This is a genomic window from Streptomyces sp. NPDC031225, from assembly GCF_055570355.1.
On the sequence record NZ_JBVIHJ010000026.1, the window covers coordinates 134,696 to 146,562 of the forward strand.

Consider the following 11,867-nt stretch of genomic DNA (forward strand, 5'->3'; position numbering starts at 1 on the left):
CACACGGGGGTGTGACTGCATGGCCGCAGGAGGTTTCTGCAAGCTGCCGAACGGCATGGTGGTGGTGGCACTGAACCTGCCCCGCCCGCCCACCGACGGCTGCGGCAGCGTGCGGGTGCTCGTGCACTCCCGGAACCGGGCGCGCGCCCTGACCAGGCTGCGCAACCTGGGCCTGCGCGCGGTGTACCTGCGGGGCAACGCCGAGCCGCCGAGCCCGGACGAGATCACCGCCGTACTGCACCACCCGGACGGCCTGATATGGCGTACCGCCCCCGACAACGCTGTCGTGGGCGGCCCCGAGCTCGCCCAGGAGCTGTGGCACCCGATCCGGAGCCTGCTCAGGCGCCCGGCGGCACCGGCGGCGTAGAGGGCGCGCTGCCCAGCCGGACAGGGCGGCGTACTCCGACGAGGTGTCGGTGTACGCCGCCCTGCGGTGGGACGGGGTGCGGGAGCCGGCCCGCGCTGTCACGGCGGTTACTTCGGATCCTGGTCGAACTTCGAGGCCGACCAGCGGTACCCGAGCACCGCGAGGCCCACGCACCAGGCGACGGCGAGCCAGCCGTTGTCGCCGATCTCGGTGCCGAGCAGCAGACCGCGCAGGGTCTCGATGGCCGGCGTGAAGGGCTGGTACTGCGCGATCGGCTGGAACCAGCCCGGCATCGCGTCGACCGGGACGAACGTGCTGGAGATGAGCGGCAGGAAGATCAGCGGCATGGCGTTGTTGCTCGCGGCCTCGGCGTTGGGGCTGATCAGGCCCATTCCGACCGCGATCCAGGTGAGCGCGGTGGCGAAGAGCACGAGCAGGCCGAACGCCGCGAGCCACTCCAGGGCGGTGGCGTCGGTGGAGCGGAAGCCGATGGCGACGCCTACGGCGCCCACGAGGACCACGCTCACGACCGCCTGGACCACACTGCCGACGACGTGCCCGACGAGCACCGAACCACGGTGGATCGCCATCGTCCGGAAGCGGGCGATGATGCCCTCGGACATGTCGGAGGAGACGGAGACCGCCGTCCCGATCGTGGTGGAGCCGATGGTCATCAGCAGCAGCCCCGGGACGAGATAGGCGACGTAGTCGGAGCGGTCGCCGCCGCCGATCCCCGCGCTCATGGTGTCGCCGAAGACGTAGACGAAGAGCAGCAACAGCATGACCGGCGTGAGCAGCAGGTTCAGCGTCAGCGAGGGGTAGCGACGGGCGTGCAGGAGGTTGCGGCGCAGCATCGTCGTCGAATCGCGCACGGCGAGGGAGAGGGTGCTCATCGGACGTTCTCCTTGCTCGGGTCGGTGACGTCGGCGCCGCCCGTCAGGGCGAAGAAGACGTCGTCGAGGTCGGGGGTGTGCACGGTCAGCTCGTCGGCCTCGACACCGGCCGCGTCGAGGCGGTCGAGGATGGCGCGCAGCTCGCGCTGGCTGCCGTCACCGGCAATCCGCAACGACAGCGACTCGTCGTCCCGGGTGACCTCACCGAGCGCGGCGGCGGCGCCCCGGTAGCCGTCCGGGTCGGTGAAGCGGAGCCGCACGTGGCCGCCGGGGACGAGCCGCTTCAGCTCCTCCGCAGTGCCCTCGGCGGCGATCCTGCCGTCGTGGAGTACGGCGATCCGGTCGGCGAGCTCGTCGGCCTCCTCCAGGTACTGGGTGGTGAGGAAGACGGTGACGCCGTCGGAGACCAGCTCCCGGATGATCTGCCACATGGTGTGCCGGGAACGCGGGTCGAGACCCGTGGTCGGTTCGTCGAGGAAGATGATCCGCGGGCCGCCCACCAGGGTCATGGCGATGTCCAGGCGGCGCTTCATGCCCCCGGAGTACGTGGAGGCCGGCTTCTTCGCGGCCTCGGTGAGATCGAACCTCTCCAGCAGTTCGGCAGTGACCCTGCGCCCCTCCTGTCGGGAGAGGTGGTGCAGGTCGGCCATGAGGAGCATGTTCTCCTCGCCGGTGATCAGCCCGTCCACGGCGGAGAACTGCCCGGTGACCCCGATCGCGGCACGCACGGCCTGCGGGTCGGCGGCCAGGTCGTGGCCGCCGATGTGGATGCCGCCGGTGCCCCGGTCGGCGGAGACGAGGGTGGAGAGGATCTTGACGACGGTGGTCTTGCCTGCCCCGTTCGGGCCGAGCAGGGAGAAGACCGTTCCTTCCGGGACGGCCAGGTCGACGCCGTCCAGGACGGTCTTGTCGCCGTAGGACTTGCGCAGCCCGTTCGCCGCGATGGCCAGGTGGGTCATGAGGGGTGCTCCTCTGCGGAGGCGGGAGTCGAAGGCGGGTGTCAGAGGCTGCGGGCGGTGATGTCGCCGTGCGTGGTGGTGGCGCGGATGCGCAGGTCGGCGGCGGGGCCGTCGCTGTTTCGCAGGGTGTTGTCGACGCGGCCGTAGCCGGTGCCGGCGTCGAGGGTGGCGGAGGTTCCCCGGGCGGTGCCGACCGAGATGGAGCCCATCTGCGTGGTCAGTTCGACCGTGCCGCGTACGGCCTCGGCGACGCGGATGTCGCCCTTCTGCGTGGTGATCCGGGCGGGCCCGGTCAGGCGTCCGACGGTGACGTCGCTGTCGGCGGCGGTGAGCTCGACACCGGCGGCCTCGTCGATCTTGACCGGGCCGTGTGCGCCCTTGAAGGCGATGTCGCCGAGGCGTCCGACGACCCGGAACCCGGTGGCGGCCGTGGTGGCCTCGACGTGCGATCCGGCCGGGACCTGGAGGATCACCTCGACGGACCCGGAGTGGCCGACGATCCGGTTCGCCGGGGCCGGAGCGGTGACCCTGAGGACGCCGTCGTCGTAGGTGACCGTGATCTGCTCCGCGGCCCGCACGTCGCGGCTCTTGCCGGGGTCGGCGGGCAGGACCTGGACCGTGGTGTCGGTGCGGTCGGCGGCGATGACCTGGATGCGGCCGGCGGGGAGGTCCAGAACGGCGGTGACCGGGGTGGTGGTGGCGAACTTCTGCATCATGCTCTCCAGTGCTTGTCGCTGTTTCCGATGAGGGAAAAGCTACGTTGCGTTTATGATTCAGGCAACAAGCTTGTTGCAAGTGGAGGTCGTAGCTGCAGCTCAGCTGCCATATTTCATTGCAACGAGCCTGAAGATAACGCAACGTCAGAGAGTGAATCGTTGCAACAGATTGAAGGTGAACGCTATGCTGGAGACACCACGCACCACATAAGGAGACCGCGATGCCGGGAGGCAGGCTCACCCAGCAGGAACGACAGCAGATCGCGCTGGGACTGGCGGACGGCCTCGCCTACGCCGAGGTCGCCCGACGCCTGGACCGCCCGACCTCGACCATCACGCGTGAGGTCATGCGCAACGGCGGCCCCACCGCCTACCGCGCCGACCTCGCCCACCGCGCCACCGAACACCGCGCCCACCGCCGCAGGCAGGCCGCGCCCCGCGGGCCGGATGTGCCGCCGCCGGCCCACGGCCGTGACGTCGACGCCGTGCGCGAGTACGAGGAGACGATGACCACCGTCTTCATGCAGTCGGGCATGCCCAAGATGACGGCCCGGGTGATGGCCTGCCTCATCATCAGCGACGCGGGCAGCCTCACCGCGTCCGAACTCGTCCAGCGCCTCCAGGTCAGCCCGGCGTCCGTCTCCAAGGCCGTCGCGTTCCTGGAGAGCCAGGACCTGGTCCGCAGGGAACGCGACGAACGCCGCCGGGAGCGCTATGTCGTCGACGACGACATCATGTACGAGTCGATGATGGCCAGTGCCCGGTCCACCGCCCAGGTCGCCGATACCGCTCGCGAGGGCGTCGGCGTCCTCGGCTCGGGCACCCCGGCCGCCACCCGCCTGGAGAACATGGCCCGCTTCCTCGACTTCGTCTCCGAGAGCATCGCCCGCGCCGCGGACCAGGCCCGCGACATCCTCCACACGAAACCCGAAACGCCCCCGCACACCACCGCTCAGCCGCCCCAGCACCACTGACACCGAGCGCTTACACACCTCCGCCCGGCCGGGCGGCCCGCGGCGGCACCGGCACCGTCCGGCCGGGGCGGAGACCGGCGGCTGTCCTGGCGCCTCCTGACGGGCGGGCCCCGGCGCCTGCTCCGGCACCTTCTGGCCGGGCGGAGGTTCGGCGGCTGCCCCGGCGCCCTCTGGCCGGGGCGGGTCCTGGCGGCTGTCCCGGCGCCTCCTGGCGGGCGGACACCGACGGCTGTCCGGGCGTTTCCGGACAGGCGGACCCCGGCGCGCGCCCCGGCACCCCCGGAGGGGCGGACCCCGGCGCCTGCCCCGGCATCCCCGGAAGGCAGAGACCGGCGGCCGGATCACCGGCCGACCCGGGCGGAACGGTGTGCCGACCGGCCGCCACGGATGGTCTGCGATCTGCCCACCGGGCGTCGTCTCTGCCTACAGCGTGATCATCGGGCACCCACCGGCACCCCCGGCCGCCTACGCCTCGACCACCGGGCACACCGGCCGCAACCGCCCTGCGCCTACCGATGCACCACCGGGCCCCACCGCCCGACCCCCCGGTCGCCACCGCCCCGGCCTCCGGCCGCCCACGGCTGGACCACCGGCTTGACGAGCGGCCTCGCTCCCCGGCCTACACCACCGGCTTCCCGGACAGCTCCACGCCCGCCTCGCGCAGTTCCTCGAGCGCCCGCTCGGTCGTCGCCTCGGCGACCCCGGCGGTCAGGTCCAGCAGCACCTGCGTGCGGAAACCCTCCCGCGCCGCGTCCAGAGCCGTGGCCCGCACGCAGTGGTCCGTGGCGATCCCGACCACGTCCACCTCCGACACGTTCCGCGCACGCAGCCAGTCGGCCAGCGTCACGCCGTTCTCGTCGGCGCCCTCGAACCCGCTGTAGGCAGCCGAGTACGCCCCCTTGTCGAACACGGCGTCGACCGCGCCCGAGGCCACGGCCGGCGCGAAGTTCGGGTGGAACCCGACTCCCTCCGTACCGGCGACGCAGTGCGCGGGCCAGGAGTGCACGAAGTCCGGGTTGTCGGCGAAGTGGCCGCCGGGCGCGATGTGGTGGTCGCGGGTGGCCACCACATGCTGGTAGCCGGAGCCCGCCGCCTGCCCGATCAGCTCGGTGACGGCGGCGGCCACATCGGCACCCCCGGCCACCGCGAGACTGCCCCCTTCGCAGAAGTCGTTCTGCACGTCAACGACGATCAAGGCGCGGCGCATGGTGGTGTCCTTCGACGGCGGTCCCCCGGCTCCTGCGAACCCGGGGGAGGGTGAACTTACGAGCCTAGAGACTTCGACGGCACTGCGGGAGGGCGCACCCGCATTAGCTACCCGGGCGCCCCTGTACGTACTCCGTCGGAATGACAGGCTCTCCGCGCGACAACTGCGTTGCCGACAACGGCAGGTTGGCCCGCGCGGCCGCATGCCGGTCGCGTACGACGTCCAGCGCCTCCCGCGCCACGACCTCGCCGCCCTTGACCAGCTCGACGAGCAGCTGCCGGTCCGCGAGCGCGGGCGGAACCGGGCCCGTGCCCACCACCTCCGCCTCCGCGACCCCGTCCGCGTCCAGCCGCCGCGCCGCCCACTTGCGGCCGCCGACCGAGCTCTTGCCGCCGGACGACTTCTTCGCGACCGGGATCAGCGGCGCCTTCGGGTCGTCGGACTCGGCGCGCGCGACCAGCTTGTAGACCATCGAGGCGGTCGGATGCCCGGACCCGGTCACCAGCTGCGTGCCGACGCCGTACGCGTCCACCGGGGCCACGGCCAGCGAGGCGATGGCGTACTCGTCGAGGTCGGAGGTGACGATGATCCGCGTCCTCTTCGCGCCCAGCTCGTCCAGCTGCTGCCGCACCCGGTGCGCGACGAGGAGCAGGTCGCCGGAGTCGATGCGGACGGCGCCCAGCTCGGGCCCGGCGACCTCCACGGCCGTACGGACGGCCTCGGTGACGTCGTAGGTGTCCACCAGCAGGGTGGTGTTGCGGCCCAGCGAGTCGACCTGGGCCTGGAAGGCGTCCCGCTCCTGGTCGTGCAGCAGGGTGAAGGCGTGGGCGGAGGTGCCCACCGTGGGGATGCCGTAGCGGAAACCGGCGGCGAGGTCGGAGGTGGTGGCGAAACCGCCGACGTAGGCGGCGCGGGCGGCGGCCACCGCGGACAGCTCGTGGGTGCGGCGCGCGCCCATCTCGATCAGTGGCCGGTCGCCCGCGGCCGAGGACATCCGGGAGGCGGCCGCGGCTATCGCGGAGTCGTGGTTGAGGATCGACAGGATCACGGTCTCCAGGAGCACGCACTCGGCGAAGGAGCCCTCCACCCGCATGATCGGCGAGCCCGGGAAGTACACCTCGCCCTCCGGGTAGCCCCAGATGTCACCGCCGAAGCGGTAGGAGGCCAGCCAGTCCAGGGTCTCCTCGTCGACGATGCCCCGCTCACGGAGGAAGCCGAGGACGTCCGCGTCGAAGCGGAAGTTCTCCACCGCGTCCAGCACCCGGCCGGTGCCCGCGACGACGCCGTAGCGCCGCCCCTCCGGCAGCCGACGGGTGAAGACCTCGAACACGCTGCGCCGTTCGGCGGTACCCGCCTTGAGCGCGGCCTGGAGCATCGTGAGCTCGTACTGGTCCGTGAAGAGCGCCGTCGAGGGAACGTCCACCGGCAGCCCAAGATCCGCAGTGTTCATGACGAGCATGCTACCCCTCTTCGCGTCAGTGTGACGATTTATGCTGTGCGTGGCAGCATGGGCCGTGTGACGTCACCCGCTCCCGTAGAGATCGAACGCACCGAGTCGGCGGAGGAGGTCTTCGCCGTACCCGAGCCGGACGTCCCCTGGGTCACGATCGTGCACAACGACCCGGTCAACCTCATGAGCTACGTGACCTACGTCTTCCAGACGTACTTCGGCTACTCGAAGGACAAGGCCACCAAGCTCATGATGGACGTCCACCACAAGGGCCGGGCGGTCGTCTCCAGCGGCAGCCGCGAGGAGATGGAACGCGATGTGCAGGCCATGCACGGATACGGCCTGTGGGCCACCCTCCAGCAGGACCGGAAGTAGCGATATCCACTGATGCCCGGACACTTCGAACCGCTTCCCGGCGGCGGCGCGGCCGTCGCCCTCGACGACGTCGAGATCTCCATCATCCGGTCGCTGGCCGTGCAGCTCCTGGAGCTCATCGGGCCCGGACCAGCCGAGGACGCCCCCGACGACCCGCTCGCCGAACTCTTCGCGGACGGACCGAGCGAGCCGCCCTCCGATCCCGTGCTGCGGCGCCTGTTCCCGGACGCCTACGGCGACCCCGAGGGCACCCCGCAGGCCAAGGAGGCCGAGGAACAGCGGGAGTACTCCTCGGAGTTCCGCCGCTACACCGAGAACGACCTGCGCGCCGGCAAGCGCGACAGCGCCCTCGTGGTGATCCGCTCCCTGGACGCGCTGCACGCCGTCGGCGAGGGCGGGGCGGTCCTCAAGCTGTCCACCGCCGAGTCCCAGAAGTGGCTCGGGGCCCTCAACGACCTGCGCCTCGCGATCGGTTCGCGCCTCGACATCACCGACGAGGAGGACACCGACCTCCTGTACCGCCTGCCGGACGAGGACCCGCGCAAGCCCATGGTGATGGCGTACCTCTGGCTGGGCGGCCTCCAGGAGACCCTCGTGAACACCCTTATGCCATGAGATGTGGCGGTTCCGTGTTCGCTCAGATGGTGCTCAAATCCGGATAACGATCACGTCACCGCGCTGACGGCATTCGCGTTTCCCGGACGCCTTTTGTCCGCTTCTTCCTGTGCTCTGCGCCACATTTCACCCGGGTGATCCATCGTGCGGCCGTGATAAATCTGCACGACCGCCCGGCGAACACCACCCGCATGTTCGGCCGGGTGCGCCACCGAGCCGACGACCGTCGGCCAGGCACCACTCCATCAATCCGGGGGGATCGAAGCCGATCCGAGGCCGACCAGAGGCCCGGTTCGGCATGGAGAAAGGCGCACCACACTCATGACCTCCGCTCAGGTCGACACAGGCTCGGACCCGGAGAAGAGCTCCGAAGAGGGGTACGAGCGCGGACTCGGCAGCCGCCAGGTCCAGATGATCGCGATCGGCGGCGCCATCGGCGTCGGCCTCTTCCTCGGCGCCGGCGCGAACATCGCCAAGGCCGGCCCCAGCCTCATCCTCATGTACGCCCTCGCCGGCGTGATCGTCTTCTTCATCATGCGGGCGCTCGGCGAGCTCCTGCTCTACCGCCCGGTCTCGGGCTCCTTCGCCGAGTACTCCCGTGAATTCCTCGGCCCGTTCTTCGGCTACTTCACCGGCTGGACGTACTGGCTGATGTGGGTCGTCACCGGCATGGCCGAGCTCACGGCCGCCGCGATCTACGTCAACTACTGGTTCCCCCACATACCGCAGTGGGTGACCGCGCTGACGTTCCTGGTGGTCCTCTTCGGGGTCAACCTGATCTCGGTGAAGGTCTTCGGCGAGCTCGAGTTCTGGTTCTCGATGGTCAAGGTCACCGCCCTGATCGGCATGATCGTCATCGGCCTCGGCGTACTCACCTTCGGCTTCAGCTCGGCCGGCGACACCGCCGCCGTCTCCAACCTGTGGGCCTTCGACGGCTTCTTCCCCAAGGGCGTCGGCTCGTCCCTGATGACCCTGCAGGGCGTCATGTTCGCCTACCTCGCCGTCGAGCTCGTCGGCGTCACCGCGGGCGAGTCCGAGAACCCCGAGAAGACCCTCCCCAAGGCGATCAACACCCTGCCCTGGCGGATCGCGCTGTTCTACGTCGGCGCGCTCACCGTCATCCTCTGCGTGGTGAAGTGGACCGAGTTCGCGCCGGGCGTCTCGCCGTTCGTCGAGGCCTTCGCGAAGATCGGCATCCCGGCGGGCGCCGGCATCGTCAACTTCGTCGTCCTCACCGCGGCCCTGTCCTCCTGCAACTCCGGCATGTACTCCACCGGCCGCATGCTGCGGAACCTGGCCGACAGCGGTGAGGCCCCGGCGGTCTTCAGGAAGCTGTCGTCCACGAAGACGCCCGCCTTCGGCATCACGGTCTCCGTCCTCTTCATGGGCATCGGCGTGGTCCTGAACTACGTCGTCCCCGAGAAGGCCTTCGGATACGTGACCTCGGTGGCCACCGCGGCGGGCATCTGGACCTGGCTGATGATCCTGGTCAGCCACGTCCTGTACCGCCGCGCGGTGGACGCGGGCCGGCTGCCGGCCTCCTCGTTCCCGGCGCCGGGCGGCTCGGTCTGCTCGTACATCGCGATCGTGTTCCTGCTCTTCGTGACCTGTCTGATCGCGTACGACGCGGACGCCAGGATCTGTCTGTACGTGATGGCCGGCTGGGCCGCGGCGCTCGGCATCGGCTGGGCCGTGCTGAAGTCCCGCAACCCCGGGATCACGGACCGGCAGGACCCGGAGTTCGAGAAGGTCGCGGGCTAGAAAGGCCGGCAAAGTCCAGCATGTGGGCCGCCCCGTACCGTTCTCCGGTACGGGGCGGCCCTCTGCTTATCCTTTTCGGCATGCTGACCATCACCCAGGCCCTCGTCGACCAGATCGTCGCGCACGCGCGCAAGGACCACCCCGACGAGGCGTGCGGAGTCGTCGCGGGACAGGCCGGGTCGGACCGCCCCGAGCGTTTCATCCCCATGCTCAACGCGGCCATGTCGCCGACGTTCTACGAGTTCGACTCCGGCGACCTGCTCAAGCTCTACCGCGAGATGGACGACCGCGACGAGGAGCCGGTGGTCATCTACCACTCCCACACCGCGACCGAGGCCTACCCCTCCCGCACCGACATCTCCTACGCCAACGAGCCCGGCGCCCACTACGTCCTGGTGTCCACCGCGGACACCGACGGCCTCGGGGACTTCCAGTTCCGCTCGTACCGGATCGTGGAAGGCGGGGTCACGGAGGAGGAGGTCACGGTCGTCGAGGCCTACTGATCTCGCGATCCGGTCCGAAACCATCCAGTATGCGAGATCACACTCCGGGACCCGGGCCGGGAATCGATACGATGAGCCCATGGTTCTGAACGACGTGAGCGAGAAGACGCCGGGCATCCTGCTCGTGGCGCGGCTGCACGTCGACCTGTGCAGGCTGAACAGCGCCATCTGTTGACCTTCCCTGCCGCCGTACGGCCGTGAGCCGCGGCGTGCGTCCGTCGTGCGCCCACCGACCAGACCACTTTCCGACAGGAGCCCGCCACCATGGCCATCGAGGTCCGCATCCCGACCATCCTCCGCACCTACACCGACGGCCAGAAGGCGGTGGAGGGCAACGGGACCACGCTCGCCGAGCTCTTCAGCGACCTCGAGACCCGGCACGCGGGCGTCCAGGCCCGCATCGTGGACGGCGGCGAGCTGCGCCGCTTCGTCAACGTCTACCTCAACGACGAGGACGTCCGCTTCCTCGACGGCATCAACACCAAGCTCACCGACGGCGACAACGTCACGATCCTGCCGGCCGTGGCCGGCGGCATGGCCTGATCGTCGATGCGTTACGACTCCCCGCTGGCCGCGGTGGGCAACACCCCTCTGGTGCGCCTGCCGCGGCTCTCGCCGTCCGCCGACGTCCGCATCTGGGCGAAGCTGGAGGACCGCAACCCCACCGGCTCGGTCAAGGACCGTCCCGCCCTGCACATGATCGAGCAGGCGGAGAAGGACGGCCGCCTGACCCCCGGCTGCACCATCCTGGAGCCGACCTCGGGCAACACCGGCATCTCGCTCGCCATGGCGGCCAAGCTCAAGGGCTACCGCATGGTCTGCGTGATGCCCGAGAACACGTCCCATGAGCGCCGCGAGCTCCTCGGCATGTGGGGCGCCGAGATCATCCCGTCCCCCGCCGCGGGCGGCTCCAACACCGCCGTACGGGTCGCCAAGGAGCTCTCCGCCGAGCACCCCGACTGGGTGATGCTCTACCAGTACGGCAACCCGGACAACGCCGGCGCGCACTACGCGACCACGGGCCCGGAGATCCTCGCCGACCTCCCCTCCATCACCCACTTCGTCGCGGGCCTCGGCACCACCGGCACCCTGATGGGCGTCGGCCGCTACCTCCGCGAGCACCGGCCGGACGTCAGGATCGTCGCCGCCGAACCGCGCTACGACGACCTGGTGTACGGCCTGCGCAACCTCGACGAGGGCTTCGTACCGGAGCTGTACGACGCGTCGGTGCTGACCACCCGCTTCTCGGTCGGCTCCGCCGACGCGGTCACCCGCACCCGCGAACTCCTCCAGCAGGAGGGCATCTTCGCGGGCGTCTCCACGGGCGCCGCCCTGCACGCGGCGATCGGCGTCGGCAACAAGGCGGTGAAGGCGGGGGAGTCCGCCGACATCGTCTTCGTCGTGGCCGACGGCGGCTGGAAGTACCTCTCGACCGGCGTCTACACGGCCGCCACCACGGAGGAAGCGATCGAGACGCTCCAGGGCCAGCTCTGGGCGTGACCTGCCAGGTCACCGCTCCACTAGGTCGCCAGGTGACGGACCTGGTCCCACAGGACCGGGTCCACCACACCCGCCCGCCGCCGGAAGTCCCCCACCGGCACCTGGCGCAGCTCGTCCGTCTCCAGGAAGCTCGCGCGCCCCTGCGCGTCACCCACCGAACCCGGCGGCAACGGGATCACCCCGGCCCGCTCGTCGTGGTACTTGCTGGTGATCTTCGCGACCGTCGCCCGCCGCCCGCGCACCGCGAGCACCAGACAGGGCCGGTCCTTGCCGCCCGGCCCGTCCTCGAACGGCACGTTCGCCCACCAGATCTCCGCGGGCCGCGGCCGCGCTCCCGTACGGCCGGCCGGGCGAGTCGTGCGGTCCGCACGCCCCCGGGGCCGACGCCCCCGTCCCCACCCGTCCACGAGCGTCGCGACCAGCGCGAGCAGTACCACCGCCGCGAGCGCGAGCCACCAGGACGTGTCCATGAGGACGACGTTACCGGCGCGCGATCAGCCCCGCGCGCCCTCTGCGCAAGCCGTAAGCCTGCTCACACTCCACCCGC

At 70.4% G+C, this 11,867-nt stretch carries 15 protein-coding genes; 9 read left to right on the forward strand and 6 right to left on the reverse strand.

The window, feature by feature from the left end:
• Positions 1-19 precede the first annotated feature (19 nt).
• Complete coding sequence (locus ACZ48Z_RS35520) at positions 20-367, forward strand: hypothetical protein (RefSeq protein WP_468740029.1); 348 nt, start codon at positions 20-22, stop codon at positions 365-367.
• Between the two features lie 107 nt (positions 368-474).
• Here the strand turns inward: ACZ48Z_RS35520 and ACZ48Z_RS35525 are convergent, their stop codons facing one another.
• Genes ACZ48Z_RS35525 through ACZ48Z_RS35535 form a run of 3 tightly spaced genes read right to left on the reverse strand, consistent with a single transcriptional unit; the run spans position 475 to position 2,932 of the window.
• Positions 475-1,260, reverse strand: a complete 786-nt coding sequence (locus ACZ48Z_RS35525) for an ABC transporter permease (protein ID WP_468740030.1) — start codon at positions 1,258-1,260, stop codon at positions 475-477.
• Positions 1,257-2,219, reverse strand: a complete 963-nt coding sequence (locus ACZ48Z_RS35530; protein WP_468740031.1) for an ATP-binding cassette domain-containing protein — start codon at positions 2,217-2,219, stop codon at positions 1,257-1,259. Before ACZ48Z_RS35530 ends, ACZ48Z_RS35525 begins: the two co-directional genes overlap by 4 nt.
• Positions 2,220-2,260: 41 nt before the next feature.
• Complete coding sequence (locus ACZ48Z_RS35535; protein WP_468740060.1) at positions 2,261-2,932, reverse strand: DUF4097 family beta strand repeat-containing protein; 672 nt, start codon at positions 2,930-2,932, stop codon at positions 2,261-2,263.
• Between the two features lie 224 nt (positions 2,933-3,156).
• On the opposite strand from ACZ48Z_RS35535, the gene ACZ48Z_RS35540 reads away from it, so the two are divergent.
• Positions 3,157-3,909 (forward strand): GbsR/MarR family transcriptional regulator, encoded by a 753-nt coding sequence (locus ACZ48Z_RS35540; protein ID WP_468740032.1) that lies wholly within the window; start codon positions 3,157-3,159, stop codon positions 3,907-3,909.
• A 619-nt stretch (positions 3,910-4,528) separates the two neighbouring features.
• Here the strand turns inward: ACZ48Z_RS35540 and ACZ48Z_RS35545 are convergent.
• On the reverse strand, positions 4,529-5,116 hold the full coding sequence (locus tag ACZ48Z_RS35545) for an isochorismatase family protein (protein WP_468740033.1): 588 nt from the start codon (positions 5,114-5,116) through the stop codon (positions 4,529-4,531).
• A gap of 103 nt (positions 5,117-5,219) precedes the next feature.
• Positions 5,220-6,566 (reverse strand): nicotinate phosphoribosyltransferase, encoded by a 1,347-nt coding sequence (locus ACZ48Z_RS35550; RefSeq protein WP_468740034.1) that lies wholly within the window; start codon positions 6,564-6,566, stop codon positions 5,220-5,222.
• 57 nt (positions 6,567-6,623) lie between these two features.
• On the opposite strand from ACZ48Z_RS35550, the gene clpS reads away from it, so the two are divergent.
• The 7 genes from clpS to ACZ48Z_RS35585 all read left to right on the forward strand — a co-directional run bounded on the left by clpS (position 6,624) and on the right by ACZ48Z_RS35585 (position 11,320).
• Positions 6,624-6,941 carry an ATP-dependent Clp protease adapter ClpS gene (clpS, locus tag ACZ48Z_RS35555; RefSeq protein WP_020138980.1) on the forward strand — a complete coding sequence of 106 codons (318 nt, stop codon included), beginning with the start codon at positions 6,624-6,626 and terminating at the stop codon, positions 6,939-6,941.
• Positions 6,942-6,953: 12 nt separating this feature from the next.
• Positions 6,954-7,556 (forward strand): DUF2017 domain-containing protein, encoded by a 603-nt coding sequence (locus tag ACZ48Z_RS35560; RefSeq protein ID WP_468740035.1) that lies wholly within the window; start codon positions 6,954-6,956, stop codon positions 7,554-7,556.
• A gap of 321 nt (positions 7,557-7,877) precedes the next feature.
• Positions 7,878-9,317 carry an amino acid permease gene (locus ACZ48Z_RS35565; RefSeq protein WP_468740036.1) on the forward strand — a complete coding sequence of 480 codons (1,440 nt, stop codon included), beginning with the start codon at positions 7,878-7,880 and terminating at the stop codon, positions 9,315-9,317.
• A gap of 80 nt (positions 9,318-9,397) precedes the next feature.
• On the forward strand, positions 9,398-9,820 hold the full coding sequence (locus ACZ48Z_RS35570) for a M67 family metallopeptidase (RefSeq protein WP_468740037.1): 423 nt from the start codon (positions 9,398-9,400) through the stop codon (positions 9,818-9,820).
• A gap of 79 nt (positions 9,821-9,899) precedes the next feature.
• A complete protein-coding gene (locus ACZ48Z_RS35575; RefSeq protein ID WP_020940333.1) occupies positions 9,900-9,995 on the forward strand; it encodes a putative leader peptide in 96 nt (31 codons plus the stop codon).
• A gap of 89 nt (positions 9,996-10,084) precedes the next feature.
• The gene (locus ACZ48Z_RS35580) at positions 10,085-10,363 is read left to right on the forward strand and encodes a MoaD/ThiS family protein (RefSeq protein ID WP_468740038.1); all 279 of its coding nucleotides are present in this window, start codon (positions 10,085-10,087) and stop codon (positions 10,361-10,363) included.
• 6 nt (positions 10,364-10,369) lie between these two features.
• Entirely contained in the window at positions 10,370-11,320 is a 951-nt protein-coding gene (locus ACZ48Z_RS35585; RefSeq protein ID WP_468740039.1) for a PLP-dependent cysteine synthase family protein, read from the forward strand.
• 20 nt (positions 11,321-11,340) lie between these two features.
• Here the strand turns inward: ACZ48Z_RS35585 and ACZ48Z_RS35590 are convergent, their stop codons facing one another.
• Entirely contained in the window at positions 11,341-11,790 is a 450-nt protein-coding gene (locus ACZ48Z_RS35590; RefSeq protein WP_468740040.1) for a type II toxin-antitoxin system PemK/MazF family toxin, read from the reverse strand.
• Positions 11,791-11,867: the final 77 nt, after the last annotated feature.

Coding starts and splice junctions, on each gene's coding strand:
- ACZ48Z_RS35520 (WP_468740029.1), top strand. CDS start 20: ATGGCCGCAGGAGGTTTCTGCAAGCTGCCGAACGGCATGGTGGTGGTG.
- ACZ48Z_RS35525 (WP_468740030.1), bottom strand. CDS start 1,260: ATGAGCACCCTCTCCCTCGCCGTGCGCGATTCGACGACGATGCTGCGC.
- ACZ48Z_RS35530 (WP_468740031.1), bottom strand. CDS start 2,219: ATGACCCACCTGGCCATCGCGGCGAACGGGCTGCGCAAGTCCTACGGC.
- ACZ48Z_RS35535 (WP_468740060.1), bottom strand. CDS start 2,932: ATGCAGAAGTTCGCCACCACCACCCCGGTCACCGCCGTTCTGGACCTC.
- ACZ48Z_RS35540 (WP_468740032.1), top strand. CDS start 3,157: ATGCCGGGAGGCAGGCTCACCCAGCAGGAACGACAGCAGATCGCGCTG.
- ACZ48Z_RS35545 (WP_468740033.1), bottom strand. CDS start 5,116: ATGCGCCGCGCCTTGATCGTCGTTGACGTGCAGAACGACTTCTGCGAA.
- ACZ48Z_RS35550 (WP_468740034.1), bottom strand. CDS start 6,566: ATGAACACTGCGGATCTTGGGCTGCCGGTGGACGTTCCCTCGACGGCG.
- clpS (WP_020138980.1), top strand. CDS start 6,624: ATGGGCCGTGTGACGTCACCCGCTCCCGTAGAGATCGAACGCACCGAG.
- ACZ48Z_RS35560 (WP_468740035.1), top strand. CDS start 6,954: ATGCCCGGACACTTCGAACCGCTTCCCGGCGGCGGCGCGGCCGTCGCC.
- ACZ48Z_RS35565 (WP_468740036.1), top strand. CDS start 7,878: ATGACCTCCGCTCAGGTCGACACAGGCTCGGACCCGGAGAAGAGCTCC.
- ACZ48Z_RS35570 (WP_468740037.1), top strand. CDS start 9,398: ATGCTGACCATCACCCAGGCCCTCGTCGACCAGATCGTCGCGCACGCG.
- ACZ48Z_RS35575 (WP_020940333.1), top strand. CDS start 9,900: ATGGTTCTGAACGACGTGAGCGAGAAGACGCCGGGCATCCTGCTCGTG.
- ACZ48Z_RS35580 (WP_468740038.1), top strand. CDS start 10,085: ATGGCCATCGAGGTCCGCATCCCGACCATCCTCCGCACCTACACCGAC.
- ACZ48Z_RS35585 (WP_468740039.1), top strand. CDS start 10,370: ATGCGTTACGACTCCCCGCTGGCCGCGGTGGGCAACACCCCTCTGGTG.
- ACZ48Z_RS35590 (WP_468740040.1), bottom strand. CDS start 11,790: ATGGACACGTCCTGGTGGCTCGCGCTCGCGGCGGTGGTACTGCTCGCG.